Origin of the sequence: Streptomyces sp. NPDC005775 (assembly GCF_042871565.1) — a bacterium.
Taxonomy (GTDB): Bacteria; Actinomycetota; Actinomycetes; order Streptomycetales; family Streptomycetaceae; genus Streptomyces.
In genome coordinates this window covers 194,020-212,058 of the sequence record NZ_JBIAIU010000016.1, presented here as the reverse complement: position 1 = coordinate 212,058, position 18,039 = coordinate 194,020, and the positions used below count along the sequence as shown (strand labels likewise).

Genomic DNA, 18,039 nt, shown 5'->3' with positions numbered 1-18,039 from the left:
CGGCCCCGGCGCCGCTCCAGCCGCGGAGGCCGGCGCGGGGCGGGCCCCGGCCCCCCCCGGGGGGGGGGGCCGGGGGGGGGCGGGCGGGGGCCCCCCCCCCGGCCCCCCCCCCCCCCCCCACGGCCGCGGGCACGGATCTCGATCGGTCCGAATGCCTCCGCCGGACATGTGGATCATCGCCGTCGGACGGGTAGGGTCCGTGGCATACGGTGCTTCAACTGCAACTCGGCCGTAGGCAAGTTGGGAGATGATCCTGACACCTTGCGCAGGGCCATCGCTTACCTGGAGGGAAACGCGTGGAAGCCAACACTCGTAGCACCGGGCGTCTACCAGCTGCCTTCCTGACGCCCGGGTCCTCTTCGTTCATGGACTTCCTGTCTGACCAGTCGCCCGGGATGCTGCCGGGCAACCGGCAGCTGCCGCCCCTGAAGGGGGCCATCGAGGCGCCGCACGGCACCACGATCGTCGCGGCGTCCTTCCCGGGCGGGGTGGTCCTGGCCGGAGACCGGCGGGCGACCATGGGCAACATGATCGCGCAGCGCGACATCGAGAAGGTCTTCCCGGCCGACGAGTACTCGGCGGTGGGCATCGCCGGTACGGCCGGTCTGGCGGTGGAGATGGTCAAGCTCTTCCAGCTGGAGCTGGAGCACTTCGAGAAGGTCGAAGGGGCCCAGCTCTCCCTGGAGGGCAAGGCGAACCGGCTCTCCACGATGATCCGGAGCAATCTGGCGATGGCCATGCAGGGGCTCGCCGTGGTGCCCCTCTTCGCCGGCTACGACGTCGACCGCGAGCGGGGCCGGATCTTCAGCTACGACGTCACCGGCGGCCGTTCCGAGGAACACGGGTACGCCTCCACCGGCTCCGGCTCGATCTTCGCCCGTGGCTCGATGAAGAAGCTCTACCGCGAGGACCTGACGGAGGAGCAGACGCTCACGCTGGTCGTACAGGCGCTGTACGACGCCGCGGACGACGATTCGGCGACCGGCGGACCCGACGTGGCCCGTCGTATCTACCCGATCGTCACTGTCATCACCGACGAGGGCTTCCGGAAGCTGACCGAGACGGAATCCTCCGAGATCGCGCGCTCGATCCTGGAACGCCGGATGGAGCAGCCCGACGGCCCGCGCGCCGCGCTGCTCTGACCGTCCGTACCGAGGCCTCTTCGATGCTCCTGCCACTGACAGAAAGGGACGGATAGCCGGTGTCGACGCCGTTCTATGTCTCACCTCAGCAGGCCATGGCCGACCGGGCGGAATACGCCCGGAAGGGCATCGCCCGTGGTCGCAGCCTGGTTGTGCTGCAGTTCGCCGACGGCATTGTGTTCGTCGGCGAGAACCCGTCCCGTGCGCTGCACAAGTTCAGCGAGATCTATGACCGGATCGGTTTCGCCGCCGCCGGCAAGTACAACGAGTACGAGAATCTCCGCATCGGCGGAGTGCGCTACGCCGATCTGCGCGGATACACCTATGACCGCGACGATGTGACGGCGCGTGGACTGGCGAACGTCTACGCGCAGACGCTCGGCACCATCTTCTCCAGTGCGGCCGAGAAGCCGTACGAGGTGGAGCTGGTGGTCGCCGAGGTCGGCGCCGGCCCCGAGGGTGACCAGATCTACCGGCTGCCGCACGACGGCTCGATCGTGGACGAGCACGGCTCGGTCGCGGTCGGCGGCAACGCGGAGCAGATCAGCACCTTCCTTGATCAGCGCCACCGTGACGGGATGTCCCTGGCCGAGGCGCTGAAGCTGGCGGTGCAGGCGCTGTCCCGTGATCCCAACGGCAGCGAGCGGGAGATCCCCGCGGAGCGGCTGGAGGTCGCGGTCCTGGACCGTACGAGGCCGCAGCAGCGCAAGTTCAAGCGGATCGTCGGCCGGCAGCTGGCCCGGTTGCTGGAGGCCGACGGCGCCGGTGCGACGCCGACGGACGCCCCATCGGACGCGGAGGACGGCGACGAAGCGGTCACGTCCGGGACGACGACGGTCACCGGCAAGGCGGGCAAGAAGAAGGCCGCCCCCGGTCCCGCCGATACGACCGATTCGGGCGGCGACGTGGAGTAGCCGGTCCTGCCGGTCTCCTCGCCCCGGTCCGCCTCCTGGCGGGCCGGGGCGCTGTCATGAGCGGGTCGGGCCGGGCGGGGGCGCGCACGAGCCGCGGACGACCAGACGCACCGGCAGGCTGCCGGACTCGGCCTGCCCGCCCTCCAGTACCGACAGCAGGGCGTTCATCCCACGCTCGCCGACCTGCTCGGCGGGCAGCCGCACGGTGGTGAGCTCCGGCTCGACGGCGGTGGCCAGGGCCAGATCGTCGAAGCCGGTGACCGAGAGGTCGTCCGGTACGCGCAGCCCGAGCCGGCGGGCGGCCTTGCAGGCACCCGCGGCCAGGATGTCGTCGTCGCACACGATGGCGGTGGGGCGGGGCCCGGGGCGGGCCAGCGCGCGCTGCGCCGCCTCGAGGCCGGCCCGGACGTCCAGCGCGGCCGGCACGGTTCGCACGTCGGCGCCGGGGACGGCGCCCAGGGCCTCGTGGAGGGCGCGGGCGCGGACCGCGAAGGTCCAGGAGTCGACCGCCGAGGCGAGATGGACGAAGCGGCGGTGGCCGAGGGCGAGCAGGTGATCCGCGACCTGACGCATTCCGTCGGCGATGTCGAGGTTGACCCTGGCCGCGGGCCCAGGCGCCGCGGGGTCGCTGTCGAGCATGACCAGGGGGAGTCCGACGCCGTGCAGGGCGCCGAGGGCGTCGGCGGCCATGGAGGAGGCGATCACCCCGTCCAGGGCGGCGCGTGCCGAGGCGAAGGGATCGCGGGCCGGACCCGTGCCGTCGGGCGAGGGGTAGAGGACGACTCCGAAGCCGTGCTCCGCGGCGACCGCGGCGGCGCCGGTGTAGACCCGGGCGAAGAACTCGTTGGTCAGCGCGGGGACCACGAGCAGAGCGGTCCTGGTGCGGCCGAGGCGCAGATTGCGGGCGGCGAGGTTGGGGCGGTAGCCCAGGTCGCGGGCGGCTTCGCGCACCCGGCCGGCGGTGGTCTCCGAGACCCGGCCGCGCCATTTGTCGCCGAGGACCAGGGAGACGGCTGCCTGGGAGACGCCTGCGGCCCGTGCGACGTCCCGGCTGGTGGGGCGGGGCGCTCCGGGCGGTGCGGGGCTGGTCACGCGGGCCTCCGGGCCGTTCGGGGCAGGCGCGACGATATGGACCTGCGGACTGGGCTCATGGTACGTATGCTCCTGGAAGTTATACGTAAAACCTCGGGTGTCCGGAAGGCGCTCCAAGGAGAGGGGCGGGAATGGCCGCAGGATATCTGGACATCCTCCGGGCGCGGCATGCCGCCCGGCTGCTGACGGGCACCCTGGTGGGACGGCTGCCGAACGGCACCGCGCCCATCGCGATCGTGCTGTTCACCCGCGCGGAGGGGGGCAGCTACGGCCTGGCCGGTGGGCTCGCCGCGGTCTACGGGCTGGGAACGGCGGTCGGACAGCCGCTGCTGGGCCGCGCCGTGGACCTGTACGGCCAGCCGCGCGTCCAGCTTCCCGCCGCCGTCCTCTCCGCCCTCGGCATGGCGCTGCTCGCCGTGGCGGGTTTCGGATCGCTGTCGCTCGCCTATGCGGCGGTGGCCGTGGCCGGAGTGTTCACGCCGCCCCTGGAGGGTGGTCTGCGGGCCCTGTGGCCGACCGTGCTCGGCAGCGAGGACCGGGTCCACCGCGCCTACGCGATGGACGCGGTCGCCCAGGAGGTCATGTTCACGGTCGGGCCGCTGCTGGTGACCCTGCTGGTCTCCCTCTGGGCGCCGGCCGCCGCACTGCTCGTCATCAACGCGATAGGGGTCCTGGGAGCCCTCTCCGTCGTCCTGTCCGAACCCTCCAGGACCTGGCGCTCCGCCCCGCGCGAGGCTCACTGGCTGGGCGCGCTGCGTTCGCGCGGGCTGCTGGCCCTGCTCGGCTCGTTCTTCTTCGTCGGAATGGCGCTCGGCTCCATCACCGTGGCCGGTGTGGCGTACGCCGACGACCACGGCCGGGAGTCCGTCTACGGCTGGCTGATGGCCGCCCTGGGGCTGGGTGCGCTGATCGGGGGAGCGGTGTACGGGGCCCGGCAGTGGTCCGGGCCGCCCGAGCGCAGGCTCCGGGTGATCGTGGCGCTGCTGGCACTGGGCTACCTGCCGCTGATGCTGACGCCGGGTGTGGTGGCGATGACCGTGCTGGCCGCCGTGGCCGGGGTGTTCCTGGCACCGGCCATCGCCTGTTCGTTCATCGTCGTCGACCGGCACGCCCCGCGGGGCACGGTGACGGAGGCGTTCTCCTGGCTCGTGACGACGTTCGGCGTGGGCGCGGCCGCGGGTACGGCCGTGGCGGGTCCGGCCGTGGAACTGGGCGGGACGGCATGGAGCTTCGCCGTCGCGGGGGCCGGGGGAGCGGCCGCGCTGCTCGTGCTGCTGTGCACCGGAAGGGTCCTCGCGGTCCCCGGGCGCAGCGCCGTCGCGGTGCGAGGACCGGAGGGCGACCGGGAGGGCGCCGTCGAAACCGGCTTGAGCCCGGACCCTCAGGCGTGACGGAGGCCCGGGCCGGCCGGGGCCCGGCGCCGCGACGGCGCCCTCCCGAGGGCCGGTGGAGTGGTGGCGCCGCTCGCTCCGCGGGCCACCGGAAAGGTCCTCGCAGCTCCCGGGCGTAGCGCTGTTGTGGTGCGAGGATCGGAAAATGATCGAAACGGTGCCGTCGAACCCGGTTTCAGCTCGGTCCTTCAGGCGTAATGTTCAGTCATGGACCGCCGCATTTTCGGGCTGGAGAACGAGTACGGCGTCACGTGCACGTTCAGGGGACAGCGCCGACTGTCTCCTGATGAAGTGGCGCGCTACCTCTTCCGCCGTGTTGTGTCATGGGGCCGCAGCAGCAATGTCTTTCTGCGGAACGGCGCCCGCCTCTACCTCGACGTGGGATCGCATCCGGAATATGCAACCCCCGAATGCGACAACCTGACCGAGCTGGTCACCCACGACAAGGCCGGCGAGCGCATTCTCGAAGGCCTGCTTGTCGACGCCGAACGCCGCCTGCACGAGGAGGGAATCGCAGGCGACGTCTATCTCTTCAAGAACAACACCGACTCGGCGGGAAACTCCTACGGATGTCATGAGAACTACCTCGTGGCCCGGCACGGAGAATTCTCCCGGCTCGCGGACATCCTCATTCCCTTCCTCGTCACGAGGCAGCTGATCTGTGGCGCGGGCAAGGTGCTGCAGACCCCGCGGGGCGCCGTCTACTGCGTCAGCCAGCGTGCCGAGCACATCTGGGAGGGCGTCAGCTCCGCGACGACGCGTTCCCGTCCGATCATCAACACCCGCGACGAACCGCACGCGGACGCGGAGCGCTACCGCCGCCTGCACGTCATCGTCGGTGACTCCAACATGTCCGAGACGACCATGCTCCTCAAGGTCGGTGCCACCGACCTCGTGCTCCGCATGATCGAGGCGGGCACGGTGATGCGGGACCTGACCCTGGAGAACCCGATCCGGGCGATCCGCGAGGTCAGCCACGACATCACGGGGCAGCGCAAGGTCCGCCTCGCCAGTGGCCGCGAGGCCTCCGCCATAGAGGTGCAGCGCGAGTACTACGAGAAGGCCGTGGACTTCGTGGACCGCCGCGGCATCCGCACGGGCAACGTCGCCAAGGTCCTCGAACTGTGGGGCCGCACGCTCGACGCGATCGAGGCCGAGGACCTCGACCGGATCGGCACCGAGATCGACTGGGTCATGAAGTACAAGCTCATCGAGCGGTACCGGGCCAAGCACAACATGACCATGTCGAACCCGCGGGTCGCCCAGATAGACCTCGCCTACCACGACATCCACCGCCGTCGCGGCCTGTACTACCTGCTGGAACGCAGGGGCCAGGCCGCCCGCATCTGCAACGACCTGAAGATCTTCGAGGGCAAGTCCGTGCCCCCGCAGACGACCCGGGCGCGGCTGCGGGGCGACTTCATCCGGCGGGCCCAGGAACAGCGGCGGGACTTCACCGTCGACTGGGTCCATCTCAAGCTCAACGACCAGGCGCAGCGCACGGTGTTGTGCAAGGACCCGTTCCGATCCGTGGACGACCGAGTGGAGAAGCTGATCGCGGGTATGTGAGCCGGCGCAGGACGCGCCTCGGCTCTCGTGCGACTCGGGCCCCGTACGTTCCTCGTACGGGGCCCTGCGCACGCCCTAGAGTGTCGGGGACCCCCTGGGCTGAGTCCCAACACATGTGTCGTCTGAGATCTGAGGAACCAGTGCGCCGAATTGCCGGCCTTCTCGTCGTCCCCCTGCTGCTGGTATCAGCGGCCTGCGGCAGCGACGACAAGGGCTCCGACTCCGCTTCCGCCTCCGCGTCCGCCCCCACGGAGGGCGGCTTCCCCGCCATCACCGCGGGCGCGAAGTTCGGTGAGAAGCCCACCCTGGCCAAGGGCACGGGAACGCCGCCCAAGGAGCTGAAGAGCAAGGTCATCAGCGAGGGCGACGGCGCGACGCTCAAGAACGGCGACGCGATCCAGGTCAACTACCTGGGGCAGGCCTGGGACTCCGACAAGCCGTTCGACAACAGCTTCGACCGCAAGCAGCCGTTCGATCTCACGCTCGGCGCCGGCATGGTCATCCAGGGCTGGGACAAGGGTCTCGTCGGGCAGAAGGTCGGCAGCAGGGTCGAGCTCGTCATCCCGCCGGACCTCGGATACGGCGCGCAGGGCCAGGGCGACATCAAGCCGAACGCCACCCTCGTCTTCGTCGTGGACGTCCTGAAGGCCAAGCAGATCCCGGCGTCGGCCAAGGGCACCCCGGTCGCCCAGGACAACGTCGACCTGCCGAAGGTCGGCACGAACACCGACGGCAAGGCACCGACCCTCACGATCCCCAGCAAGGCCACCCCGCCCAAGAAGCTTGTCTCCAACTACGTGCTGGAGTCCAAGGGCGAGGTCGTCAAGGAGACCGACACGGTCGTCGTGAACTACGTGGCCAAGCTGTGGAAGGACGGCAAGGAGTTCGACAACACGTACACCACGGGCAAGACCGCCTCCTTCCCGCTCGCCCAGGTCACCCTCAAGGGCCTCAAGAACGGCCTGATCGGCAAGAAGATCGGCAGCCGCGTGCTGCTCGTCGTCCCGCCGGACCAGGGCCTCGGTGACAAGGCGCAGCAGTCCATCCCCGCCAACTCCACGCTCGTCTTCGCCGTGGACATCCTGGCAAAGATGTAAGACTGTCCCGGTTGCCCAGTTCATCATTTAGAGGAGCAAGTCAGTGAGCATCGAGAAGCCCGAGATCGATTTCCCGGGTGGCGAGCCGCCGGCCGACCTGGAGATCAAGGAGATCTGGGAAGGCGAAGGCGCCGAGGCCAAGGCCGGCCAGACCGTCTCCGTGCACTACGTGGGCGTGGCCTTCTCCACCGGTGAGGAGTTCGACTCCTCCTGGAACCGCGGCACGCCGCTCCAGTTCCAGCTCGGTGCCGGTCGGGTCATCAAGGGATGGGACCAGGGCGTGCAGGGCATGAAGGTCGGCGGCCGCCGCCAGCTGACCATCCCCGCACACCTCGCGTACGGTGACCACGGTGCCGGCGGCGCGATCGCCCCGGGCGAGACGCTGATCTTCGTCTGCGACCTGATGGCCGTCTGACCCAGCACCCGCGCACTCCGAGGGCCCGTGCCGCAAGGCGCGGGCCCTCGTGCCGCGGCAGGCGACGTTTGCCCGGTCGAACGCTGCCCGCCGCGGCACCAGCTTTTGTCCGGACACCCCGGAGCGGTACGGTCGACGGTCGTAGAGCAAAACAGAGAGGGCGTCGATGGCGATTGCCAAGGCCGAGCGGCTGATGAACCTGGCACTGTGTCTGCTCGGGACCCGGCGTCCGCTCAGCAAGCGCGAACTGCGCGGTTCCATCGAGGCCTACCTCGAAGCGGGATCCGACGACGCCTTCAACCGGATGTTCGAGCGCGACAAGGACGATCTGCGCGAGCTCGGTCTGGTCATCGAGACCGTGGAGAACCTGGACGGCGACACCGGCTACCTCGCCCGCCGCGACAGCAACCGGCTGCCCCCCATCACGCTGGACGCCGAGGAGGCCGCCGCACTCGGGCTGGCCGCCAAGGTCTGGCAGCAGGCCCGGCTGGCCGGCGCCGCCAGCGGAGCCCTGCAGAAGCTGCGGGCCGCCGGCATGCCGGAGGCCGAGGACGCCTACGAGGTGCACAGCGCACTGGAACCCCGTATCCCCGTCCACGAGGCCGCCTTCGAGCCGCTGATGCTGGCCTGCCGCGACCGCCGGCCGGTGACCTTCGACTACCGCAAGGGCAATGCGGCACGCCCCGAGCAGCGCCAGGTCGAACCGTGGACGCTCGAATGCTGGCGCGGCCACTGGTACCTGGCCGGCTGGGACCGGGAGCGGGGTGCGGAGCGGGTGTTCCGGCTCTCCCGGATCACCGGCAGGGTCCGTTCCCGGGCCGGTGCGTTCACCGCGGAGGTGCCCGACGTGGTCACCGTCCGCGAGACCGTCGAGAGCTGGGCGGGGGAGACGGCGACGCGCACCGCGCTGATCAGGCTGCGGGCCGACTCCGGCTACCCGCTGCGGGCCCGGGCGATATCGGTCCGGGAACTCGGGGACGGGTGGGAGGAGTTGGAGATTCCGTACGGACACGGTCTGGACGCCTGGCTCGTCGAGTTCGGCCCCGACGTGGTCGTACAGGAACCTGCGGATCTGCGGGCCGACGTGGTGGACCGGCTGCGCGCCGTGGCCAAGGACTGAGGGGACCGTATTCATGGCCACGAACGCCATCGACCAGACGCGCCGGATGCTCTCCCTCGTGACGTATCTGCGTGAGCGCCCCGGCGCCCATGTCCAGGACGTCGCCCGGGCCTTCGGGATCACCGAGGACGAGCTGATCTCGGACCTCGACGTCCTCCCCATGTGCGGGACGAGTTTCCGCGGCGGCGATCTGCTGGACATCGACACCGACGGCGACCGCATCTGGTGGCACAACCCGGACGACGTCGCGGAGCCCCTGCGGCTCGCGGCCGACGAGGCGACGGCGCTACTGGTCGCCGCCCGCGCCGTCGCGACGCTGCCCGGACTGCGCGAGAGCGACCGGCAGGCACTGCTGCGGGCCACCGCCAAGCTGGAAGCCGCCGCCGGCGAGGTGGGGGCCGCCAGCTCCCGGCTCTCGGTCACCTTCGAGTCCGAGGGCGGCGTCTTCGCCGACGTGGACCGGGCGATCTCCGAGCGCCGTCGGCTCTGGCTGCGCTACTACTCGCCCGCGCGCGACGAACTCACCGAGCGCGAGGTGGACCCGATCAGGCTGTTCGCCGTCGGCCACACCTATATGGAGGCCTGGTGCAGGTCCTCCGAGGACCGGCGCACGTTCCGTCTCGACCGGGTCGCGGAGATCCGGCTGCTCGACGAACCGGCCGCACCGCCTGAGCTGGAGCTCAGGGACCTCTCGGAGGGGCTGGTCCAGCCCGCCGCCGAGGATCCGGAGGTCGTGGTCGAGGTCGGGCCCGGCGGGCGCTGGGTCGCCGAGTACTACCCGCACGACAGCGCCGAGGAACTGCCCGACGGCGGTCTGCGGATCACCCTGCGCACCCCCGACCCGGCGTCGCTGCGCAGGCTCGCGCTTCGGCTCGGCGGCGAGGGACGCATCGTCTCGCCGCCGGAGCTGGCGCGGAGCGCACGGACCGCGGCCCGCGCCGCGCTGGCCGCGTACGACGGCCTGGCCTGAGGGGGTACCTGAGAAGTATGGGCAATATGTCTGTTGTGTCCGGTGTTTCTGATGTGCCGACCGTGGTCGTTCCCGATTCCGTACGGTTCAAGGCCGCCTGCCCGGAGTGCCGCGCGCGGTTCGAGCTGGCGGCGGCCGAGTTCCGTCTCGCGATCGGCGCGAGCAGCCGGACCACGTTCTACTCCTTCACCTGCCCCGCGTGCGACGCGTCCGTCCGCCGGCCTGCGGGGGAGCGGATAGTGGAACTCCTCACCGGCGGCGGCGTGCGGACGCTCCGCCTGCACACCGGTGCCTGACTCGGCTCCGCACCTTCGCCCACGAGACACATCGAGGCACTGCGCATGTTCTGGCCCATGCTCGCCATCGCCCTGGGATTCCTCGGGATCGCCGTCCTGGGCGTGCTGGCCATCAAGGTCTTCGTCGAGGCCCAACGCCTCGGCCACCAGGTGACACGTACCACTCAGCGCATCAACCGGGCCGCCGAAGACCTGGAACGCGCTGCCACGAATCTCGCGTCCACCGGCGAAACCCTGCGGTAGGGCCCGCCGTTCGGACCGGGCGGGGCCCGGCCGATCCAGGAGGGCGCGGCCTCCTCTTTCCCGGTCGCGGGGGGTACGCTGCTGGTGGCGGCCCTGTGAGCGAGGCGTGGGCCGTAATCGGAAGGATGCATGGGTATTGCCCTGCGTTTACTCCTGCGGGATACGATCGCTGACAGTACGACGATCGGACGTCCGTCCGACGCTCGGTCCGCCCCACCCCTGCTGCCTCGGTGAGAAGGTACACGCATATGTTCGGAAGGCTCGGCGCTCCCGAGATCATCCTGATCCTCGTCGTCATTGTTCTGCTGTTCGGCGCGAAGAAGCTTCCTGACATGGCTCGCTCGCTCGGCAAGTCGGCCCGCATCCTCAAGAGCGAGGCCAAGGCCATGAAGTCCGAGGGCGGCCCGTCGGCCACCCCGGCCGAGCCGGCCAACGACGCCGCGCAGGACCAGGCAGCCGCGCGCACCATCCAGGCCGCCCCCGGTGACGTCACCAGCTCCCGTCCGGTCGCCGAGCCGACCGACTCGACGATCAAGCGCTGACACACACCACCGGGCCGAAAGCAGGCGCCGTGACCGGTCACGCCCTGCTGCACGAGATGAGGACGTGGGTTGCTCAAGTCTGCCCGCACACAGGAGACGGATCCAGAGGGCCGCATGCCCCTGGTGGAGCACCTGCGTGAGCTGCGAAACCGGCTGACGAAGGCCCTTCTGGCGATCGTGGTCGTCACGATCGTCGCCGCGTTCTTCTACAAGGGGATCATCGAGTTCTTCACCGACCCCGTGCTGAAGGCGGTCGGCTGCGAGTACAGCTTCGCGGAGCTGGCCAAGCAGAAGGACGGCACCTGCGCGCGCATCGTCCTGAACGGTCTGCTCACCCCGTTCACCCTCGCGCTCAAGGTGTCCCTGATGGCGGGAGTCGTCTTCTCGTCGCCGATCTGGCTCTACCAGCTCTGGGCCTTCGTGGCGCCGGGGCTGCACAAGCACGAGAAGAAGTACTCGCTCGCGTTCGTGGGGGCGGGCTTCCCCCTGTTCCTCGCGGGTGGCTTCTTCGCGTACAAGACCCTGCCGACGATGGCCGAGGTCCTGCTGGAGTTCTCACCGGCCGACCTGGACAACCAGCTTCCGCTGGACGACCTGCTGGACCTCATCACACGCATGGTGGTGGTCTTCGGTCTCTCCTTCGAGCTGCCGCTGCTCCTGGTGATGCTGAACTTCGGCGGCGTCATCACCGGCAAGCGCATGCTCGGCTGGTGGCGCGGCATGATCATGGGCATCACGCTCTTCGCGGCGCTGGCCACCCCCAGCACCGACCCGCTGACGATGCTGGCCCTCGCGGGTCCGATCTGGGTGCTCTACTTCGTCGCCACCGCGATCTCCCTCCTCAACGACCGTCGCAAGGCACAGCGCGACGCGGAGGGCCCCGATGACGATGAGGCCTCGGAGCTGGACCTCATGCCCGAGGACATCGGCGAGGCCGAACCGGTCTCTGTCAACCGGGCGCTGCCCGCGCAGGCGTCCTCGGACCGTGACCGGGTCAACGGTTACGACGACATCACCTGACCTTGTAAGGTCCCCCGGGTGACCAGCGAGATCACTCTTTTCGTCAATCCCACCGCAGGACGCGGCCGGGGCGCGCACGCCGCGCAGCCGGCCGCTTCCGCGTTGCGGGACGCCGGATTCTCCGTCCGTACGGTGCTCGGCGAGGACGCGGACGACGCGTTGCGGCGGGCCCGCGAGGCCGTGGCCGGGGGGACGGGCGCCCTGATAGCCGTCGGGGGCGACGGGATGATGTCCCTCGCCCTCCAGGCGGTCGCCGGGACGCTGACCCCCCTCGGTGTCGTCGCCGTCGGTACGGGAAACGACTTCGCCCGCGCGCTCGGCATGCCGATACGGGATCCTGCCGCGGCGGGGCGGCTGGCCGCCGGGGCGCTCAAGGGCGGTGCCGTCCGTGACATCGACCTCGGCCGGGTCGGCGGGCGCTGGTTCGGCTCCGTGCTCGCCTCCGGCTTCGACTCCCGCGTCAACGACCGCGGCAACCGGATGCGCTGGGTCGGCGGCCGGTTCAAGTACGACCTGGCGATCCTCGCCGAACTCGCCGCCTTCAGGCCCGTCACGTACCGCCTGAGTCTGGACGGCGGACCGTTCCGGGAGATCGAGGCGACGCTCATCGCGGTGGGCAACGGATCGACGTACGGCGGCGGGATGCGGATCTGCGCCGACGCGGTCATGGACGACGGCCTCTTCGACGTGACCGTCGTCGGCGACTGCAGCCGTACCACCCTGCTCAAGGTGTTCCCCAAGGTCTACAAGGGAACGCACCTCGGTCACCCCGCCGTCACCGTGCACCGGGTCTCCTCCATCGCGCTCGAAGCGGCCGGCGTCACCGCGTACGCGGACGGTGAACCACTCGGCGCGCTGCCGCTCACCGCCACCTGCGTACCGGGCGCGGTCCGGGTGCTGGGGGCGGCTCCTCCCGCGGGGAATTAAAGATCGCATCACTGTCGGAGGCGGCGGGTAGGCTCGTGGACAAGATGACAGAGGACCTCTCACCAGCTGAGCGATACCAGGCTTCCCGGATCCGAGCCGCCGAGCAGGCGACCGCGCTCGGGCCGTTCCGCGAGATGTACGAGTTCGATCTGGACCCCTATCAGATCGAGGCCTGCAAGGCGCTGGAGGCCGGCAAGGGGGTGCTCGTCGCGGCGCCGACGGGTTCGGGCAAGACGATCGTCGGCGAGTTCGCCGTGCACCTCGCCCTGACCCAGGGCCGTAAGTGCTTCTACACCACGCCGATCAAGGCCCTGTCCAACCAGAAGTTCGCCGACCTGGTCAAGCGCTACGGCGCGGACAAGGTCGGCCTGCTGACCGGGGACAACAGCGTCAACGCCGACGCGCCGGTGGTCGTCATGACCACCGAGGTGCTGAGGAACATGCTGTACGCGGGCTCCCAGGCGCTGAACGGACTGGGTCACGTGGTGATGGACGAGGTGCACTACCTCTCCGACCGCTTCCGGGGCGCCGTGTGGGAGGAAGTGATCATCCACCTCCCCGAATCCGTCACGCTGGTGTCGCTGTCGGCGACCGTGTCCAACGCCGAGGAGTTCGGCGACTGGCTGGACACCGTGCGCGGTGACACCCAGGTGATCGTCTCCGAGCACCGGCCCGTGCCGCTCTGGCAGCACGTGCTGGCCGGACGCCGGATGTACGACCTCTTCGAGGAGGAGAGCGACCACGGCGGCCGCGGATCCGGACGCCGCGAGGTCAACCCCGACCTGGTGCGCCTCGCCCGCATGGAGAACCAGCGCGGATACAACCCGCGTGAACGCCGCCGCGGGAAGATGGTGCGCGAGGCGGACCGCGAGCGCGAGCGGCGCCAGCGCAGCCGGATCTGGACACCGTCGCGGGCCGAGGTCATCGACCGGCTCGACGCCGAGGGACTGCTGCCCGCCATCACGTTCATCTTCAGCAGGGCCGGCTGCGAGGCCGCCGTGCAGCAGTGTCTGCACGCCGGACTGCGGCTCAACGACGAGGACAAGCGCCGGCTGGTCCGGGAGATCGTCGAGCAGCGCACCGCGTCCATTCCCACCGAGGACCTGCACGTCCTCGGGTACTACGAGTGGCTCGAGGGCCTGGAGCGGGGCATCGCCGCGCACCACGCCGGCATGCTGCCGACGTTCAAGGAGGTCGTCGAGGAGCTCTTCGTACGCGGGCTCGTCAAGGCGGTCTTCGCGACGGAGACCCTCGCGCTCGGCATCAACATGCCCGCACGGTCGGTGGTCCTGGAGAAGCTCGTCAAGTGGAACGGCGAGCAGCACGCCGACATCACCCCCGGCGAGTACACCCAGCTGACCGGCCGGGCCGGCCGGCGCGGCATCGACGTCGAGGGCCACGCGGTGGTGCTCTGGCAGCGCGGCATGGACCCGGGCGCGCTGGCCGGACTCGCCGGCACCCGGACGTATCCGCTGCGCTCCAGCTTCCGGCCCTCGTACAACATGGCCGTCAATCTGGTGCAGCAGTTCGGTGCGCACCGTTCGCGCGAGCTGCTGGAGACCTCCTTCGCCCAGTTCCAGGCGGACCGCTCGGTCGTCGGGATCTCCCGCCAGGTCCAGAAGAACGAGGAGGGCCTGGAGGGCTACCGGGAAGGCATGACCTGCCACCTCGGTGACTTCGAGGAGTACGCGCGGCTGCGCCGCGACCTCAAGGACCGGGAGACGGAGCTCGCCAAGCACGGCGCCACGCAACGGCGGGCCGCCGCTGCGGCGTCCCTGGAGAAGCTCAAGCCCGGAGATGTCATTCACGTGCCCACCGGCAAGTTCGCCGGTCTGGCGCTCGTCCTCGACCCGGGTCTGCCTGCCGGGCGGACCAACGGGCACGGGCACCGCGGGCTCGAATACCACGACGGGCCGCGCCCCCTGGTGCTCACCGCCGAGCGCCAGGTGAAGCGGCTGGCCTCGATCGACTTCCCCGTGCCGGTCGAAGCCCTGGAGCGGATGCGCGTCCCGAAGTCGTTCAACCCGCGCTCGCCGCAGTCGCGCCGTGACCTGGCGTCCGCGCTGCGCACCAAGGCCGGGCACATCGTGCCGGACCGGCACCGCCGGGAGCGGTCCGTAGCCGCCGACGACCGTGAGATCGCGCGCTACCGGGCCGAGTTGCGGGCCCACCCCTGCCACGGGTGCGACGAGCGCGAGGACCACGCGCGATGGGCCGAGCGGTATCACCGGCTGCAGCGGGACACGCGGCAGCTGGAGCATCGCATCGAGGGGCGGACGAACACGATCGCCCGCACCTTCGACCGCATCGTGGCCCTGCTCACCGAGCTCGACTACCTGCGGGGCAGCGAGGTCACCGAGCACGGGCGCAGGCTGGCCCGGCTCTACGGCGAGCTGGACCTGCTGGCGAGCGAATGTCTGCGGGCGCGCGTGTGGGAGGGCCTCAACCCGGCCGAACTCGCTGCGTGCGTCTCGGCGTTGGTGTACGAGGCGCGACAGGCCGATGACGCGGTGGCGCCGAAGCTGCCGTCCGGGCCGGCGAAGACCGCGATGGGCGAGATGGTCCGGATCTGGGGGCGCCTGGACGCCCTGGAGGAGGACTTCAAGATCAACCAGGCGGAGGGGGTCGGCCAGCGCGAACCCGATCTCGGCTTCGCCTGGGCGGTGTACATGTGGGCGTCCGGTCGGACGCTGGACGAGGTGCTGCGCGAGGCGGAGATGCCGGCGGGGGACTTCGTGCGGTGGTGCAAGCAGGTGATCGACGTGCTCGGGCAGGTGGCCGCCGCGGCGCCTCGCGAGGGCAGTTCGGTGGGGCGCAACGCGCGGAAGGCGGTCGACGAGGTGTTGCGGGGAGTGGTGGCCTACAGCTCTGTGGGGTGAGGCGGGGGAGCTGCTGGACGGAGCGGCGGCCGGGGCCCGCGTTCAGCGGGTCCGGCCGACGACGGTGGTTCCTCCTGTCACCCGGGGGGCTAGGCGCGACGCTTGGCGCCGCTCTTCATCGACGCTCCCGCGCAGACCAGTCCCAGCAGCACGGTCAGACCGCCGATGATGACGTTGTTGAGCACGACGCCCATGTCCGGGCTGCTGCCCACCACCCAGGGCGAGATGATCATCCAGGCGCCCATGGCGCAGATGGCCCAGCTCAGGCCGTACATCCGCTGCGGCACAGCCGTGAATCCCAGCCCCAGCACGGCGATCGCGATGCCCATGATCAGGTTGTGCGTCACGAGAGAGCTCTGGGAGGTCGTGAAGTGCAGCACCCAGGGCGAGACGGCACAGTACAGACCGACGAGGAACACCGGTCCGTCCACGAGCGCCACATCACGGCCGCCCATCATCCGGTCGTGACGGTCGCGCATCTCGGAGACGTCGGGGTGTCCGGCCATGTCATGGCCGGCATGCGAGACGTTTGACATGAGTTCGTCTCCTTCGATCCTGCAGGCCCGGTCGCGGGTTCGTGCGCTGTGTGGCCTGCCCTGCCATTCTGCTCTTATATGTGGCTTATGTGCAGGTTCGAGGGGGGTCAATATCCGCAGGACTCTCATTGACGCGCCACCCGTCCAGCCGCCCGGCCATCGTGACCAGGTCAGGGGTACGCAGTACACGGTCGCCGTACCCCGGCAGAGGGACGTGAAGGGGCGTGGTCCAGCGCGACGGGATGGCCTCGAATCCGTACACCGCACCGGCCAGGGCTCCGGTCACCGCCGCCACCGTGTCGGTGTCTCCCCCCACGTCGATGGCGCGGGCGAGCGCGTCCTCGTACGAACGGGTCGTCCGCAGCGCCCACAGCGCGGTGCCCAGGCAGGGCCACACCGCGCCGTTGAACTCCGTCGCGCGGTCCGGGTGCCAGGAGGGTGTGAGGACGCCGGCCCAGCGCTCGCGGTGATCCGGGTGGACGGCGGCCAGCGCGTCCGCGACGGCGCCGAGCGGGTCGGCCCCGCTCAGCGCCACCCGGATCAGTTCGTGCAGGACGGCGGTGCCCTCCCAGGCCGCCCGGTCGCCGTGGGTCAGCGCGGCGATCCGCCGGGCCGCGGCCATGGTGGCGGACCGTGCCTCCGCCTCGGGCTGCCCCGTTCCGGCGAAGTACACGGCGGAGCCGACGGCGCGCATCAGTGAACCGTTGCCCGCCGCCCGGCCGTTGATCCGGAAGTGCAGGGCCGCGGCGGTGTCCCACGGGTCACCGCTGGTGAGGACGGCTTCCGTCTGCAGCCCGATGTCCTTCGGGTCGCCCGCCGCCCACCGCCGGAAGCGGCCGAACAGGTCGGGCAGGTCGAGACCGCCGCGCTCCAGCAGGGACTCCGCGACGAGAACGGCCATCTGTGTGTCGTCCGTGGCCTCGCCGGGATCCCAGCCACCGCCGCCGCACATCGTGCCGACGCCGTCCGGGAAGCGGGCCGTGTAGGCGCCCGCCGGACCGAACTCGAACGGCGCGCCCAGCGCGTCGCCCACCGCCGAGCCCACCACCGCGCCCGCCACCCGGTCCCGTCTCTCCAAGGGATTCATCCGGTCAGCGTACGGAGGGGGTCGGGCTCGGCGCGGGCGCGGTGGCGGGCTACTTGGCCGGCATCAGGACCGTGTCGACGATGTAGACCGTCGCGTTGGCGGTCTGGACGTTGCCGCAGACGACCTTCGAGGAGTCGTTCACGGTGTACGCCATGTCCGAACCGGACGTCGTCAGCTCGCTCTTCTCCAGGGTGTCGAAGGACCCCTTCTCCAGCTGCTTCGGCGTCAGCTTCTGGCCCACCACGTGGTAGGTGAGGACCTTGGTGAGCGCGGCCTTGTCGGCGAGCAGCTTGTCCAGGTCGGCCTTCGGGACCTTCGCGAAGGCGTCGTTGGTCGGGGCGAACACCGTGATGTTCTGCGCGTTGTTCAGCGTGTCGACCAGACCGGCCTTCTTGACCGCGGTGACGAGCGTGGAGAGGGCGGGGTTGTTGGAGGCGGCCGTGGCGACCGGGTCCTTCGCCATGCCGTCGAAGGAGCCCGCGCCGTCCTTCGGGACCGTCGAACAGGCCGGTCCGAAGGGCTCGTTCATGGCGGCGGTGTCGTCGGCGGGCGTCGAGGCGGCTTCCGAGGGCTTCGCCGAACTCGCGGAGGAGCCGGACGCGCTGTCCTTGGAGTCGCTGGAGCAGGCCGTCAGGGCCAGGGGCAGGATGACCGCCGCCGAGAGGGCGACAGCGGCGCGACGGGCGTGGGTGACCTTCATGATGGTTCTCCTGATGGGTATGCAGGGGTGACTGGAGAGTCACGTTGCGTAGTCGGTTCGGTAGGTGAAGGGAAAAGCCTTCTCGTGAAGGCGAGGTGG

General features: G+C 70.3%; 18 protein-coding genes and 1 pseudogene. 15 read left to right on the top strand and 4 right to left on the bottom strand.

The window, feature by feature from the left end; genetic code table 11:
- Positions 1-153: 153 nt before the first annotated feature.
- The 3 genes and pseudogenes from ACFYPA_RS31600 to prcA form a co-directional block, all read left to right on the top strand.
- Positions 154-345: pseudogene (locus tag ACFYPA_RS31600) on the top strand (endonuclease domain-containing protein); the annotation flags it as partial.
- On the top strand, positions 297-1,142 hold the full coding sequence (prcB, locus tag ACFYPA_RS31595) for a proteasome subunit beta (protein ID WP_359084382.1): 846 nt from the start codon (positions 297-299) through the stop codon (positions 1,140-1,142). The pseudogene ACFYPA_RS31600 and the gene prcB, both read left to right, overlap by 49 nt.
- A 59-nt stretch (positions 1,143-1,201) precedes the next feature.
- The gene (gene prcA, locus ACFYPA_RS31590) at positions 1,202-2,056 is read left to right on the top strand and encodes a proteasome subunit alpha (RefSeq protein WP_389135748.1); all 855 of its coding nucleotides are present in this window, start codon (positions 1,202-1,204) and stop codon (positions 2,054-2,056) included.
- A gap of 54 nt (positions 2,057-2,110) precedes the next feature.
- On the opposite strand, the gene ACFYPA_RS31585 is transcribed toward prcA, so the two are convergent.
- Complete coding sequence (locus tag ACFYPA_RS31585) at positions 2,111-3,148, bottom strand: LacI family DNA-binding transcriptional regulator (RefSeq protein WP_389135745.1); 1,038 nt, start codon at positions 3,146-3,148, stop codon at positions 2,111-2,113.
- 131 nt (positions 3,149-3,279) lie between these two features.
- Here ACFYPA_RS31585 and ACFYPA_RS31580 point away from each other — a divergent pair, with 131 nt between their 5' ends.
- The 12 genes from ACFYPA_RS31580 to ACFYPA_RS31525 all read left to right on the top strand — a co-directional run bounded on the left by ACFYPA_RS31580 (position 3,280) and on the right by ACFYPA_RS31525 (position 15,617).
- Entirely contained in the window at positions 3,280-4,539 is a 1,260-nt protein-coding gene (locus tag ACFYPA_RS31580; protein ID WP_389135742.1) for an MFS transporter, read from the top strand.
- Positions 4,540-4,746: 207 nt separating this feature from the next.
- Positions 4,747-6,108, top strand: coding sequence for a Pup--protein ligase (pafA, locus tag ACFYPA_RS31575; RefSeq protein ID WP_359084378.1), 1,362 nt, complete (start codon positions 4,747-4,749; stop codon positions 6,106-6,108).
- Between the two features lie 140 nt (positions 6,109-6,248).
- Positions 6,249-7,205, top strand: a complete 957-nt coding sequence (locus ACFYPA_RS31570; protein WP_359084377.1) for an FKBP-type peptidyl-prolyl cis-trans isomerase — start codon at positions 6,249-6,251, stop codon at positions 7,203-7,205.
- Between the two features lie 43 nt (positions 7,206-7,248).
- Positions 7,249-7,620, top strand: a complete 372-nt coding sequence (locus ACFYPA_RS31565) for an FKBP-type peptidyl-prolyl cis-trans isomerase (RefSeq protein WP_359084376.1) — start codon at positions 7,249-7,251, stop codon at positions 7,618-7,620.
- Between the two features lie 166 nt (positions 7,621-7,786).
- The gene (locus tag ACFYPA_RS31560) at positions 7,787-8,740 is read left to right on the top strand and encodes a WYL domain-containing protein (RefSeq protein WP_359084375.1); all 954 of its coding nucleotides are present in this window, start codon (positions 7,787-7,789) and stop codon (positions 8,738-8,740) included.
- Positions 8,741-8,753: 13 nt separating this feature from the next.
- Positions 8,754-9,710 carry a WYL domain-containing protein gene (locus ACFYPA_RS31555; RefSeq protein WP_326664073.1) on the top strand — a complete coding sequence of 319 codons (957 nt, stop codon included), beginning with the start codon at positions 8,754-8,756 and terminating at the stop codon, positions 9,708-9,710.
- Positions 9,711-9,727: 17 nt separating this feature from the next.
- Positions 9,728-10,006 carry a hypothetical protein gene (locus ACFYPA_RS31550; protein WP_359084374.1) on the top strand — a complete coding sequence of 93 codons (279 nt, stop codon included), beginning with the start codon at positions 9,728-9,730 and terminating at the stop codon, positions 10,004-10,006.
- Positions 10,007-10,051: 45 nt separating this feature from the next.
- Complete coding sequence (locus tag ACFYPA_RS31545) at positions 10,052-10,249, top strand: hypothetical protein (RefSeq protein ID WP_359084373.1); 198 nt, start codon at positions 10,052-10,054, stop codon at positions 10,247-10,249.
- 248 nt (positions 10,250-10,497) lie between these two features.
- Positions 10,498-10,791: a Sec-independent protein translocase subunit TatA gene (gene tatA, locus ACFYPA_RS31540; RefSeq protein WP_359084371.1), complete on the top strand. Its 294-nt coding sequence runs from the start codon at positions 10,498-10,500 to the stop codon at positions 10,789-10,791.
- Positions 10,792-10,860: 69 nt separating this feature from the next.
- Positions 10,861-11,811: a twin-arginine translocase subunit TatC gene (gene tatC, locus ACFYPA_RS31535; RefSeq protein WP_359084369.1), complete on the top strand. Its 951-nt coding sequence runs from the start codon at positions 10,861-10,863 to the stop codon at positions 11,809-11,811.
- A gap of 18 nt (positions 11,812-11,829) precedes the next feature.
- A complete protein-coding gene (locus ACFYPA_RS31530; protein WP_389135736.1) occupies positions 11,830-12,738 on the top strand; it encodes a diacylglycerol kinase in 909 nt (302 codons plus the stop codon).
- Positions 12,739-12,782: 44 nt separating this feature from the next.
- Complete coding sequence (locus ACFYPA_RS31525; protein WP_359084390.1) at positions 12,783-15,617, top strand: DEAD/DEAH box helicase; 2,835 nt, start codon at positions 12,783-12,785, stop codon at positions 15,615-15,617.
- An 89-nt stretch (positions 15,618-15,706) separates the two neighbouring features.
- Here ACFYPA_RS31525 and ACFYPA_RS31520 read toward each other — a convergent pair whose 3' ends face one another.
- The 3 genes from ACFYPA_RS31520 to ACFYPA_RS31510 form a co-directional block, all read right to left on the bottom strand.
- Positions 15,707-16,153 carry an SPW repeat protein gene (locus ACFYPA_RS31520; RefSeq protein WP_359084367.1) on the bottom strand — a complete coding sequence of 149 codons (447 nt, stop codon included), beginning with the start codon at positions 16,151-16,153 and terminating at the stop codon, positions 15,707-15,709.
- Positions 16,154-16,238: 85 nt separating this feature from the next.
- Entirely contained in the window at positions 16,239-17,240 is a 1,002-nt protein-coding gene (locus ACFYPA_RS31515) for an ADP-ribosylglycohydrolase family protein (protein ID WP_389135733.1), read from the bottom strand.
- A 49-nt stretch (positions 17,241-17,289) separates the two neighbouring features.
- Positions 17,290-17,940, bottom strand: coding sequence for a fasciclin domain-containing protein (locus tag ACFYPA_RS31510; RefSeq protein ID WP_359084365.1), 651 nt, complete (start codon positions 17,938-17,940; stop codon positions 17,290-17,292).
- Between the last annotated feature and the right edge of the window lie 99 nt (positions 17,941-18,039).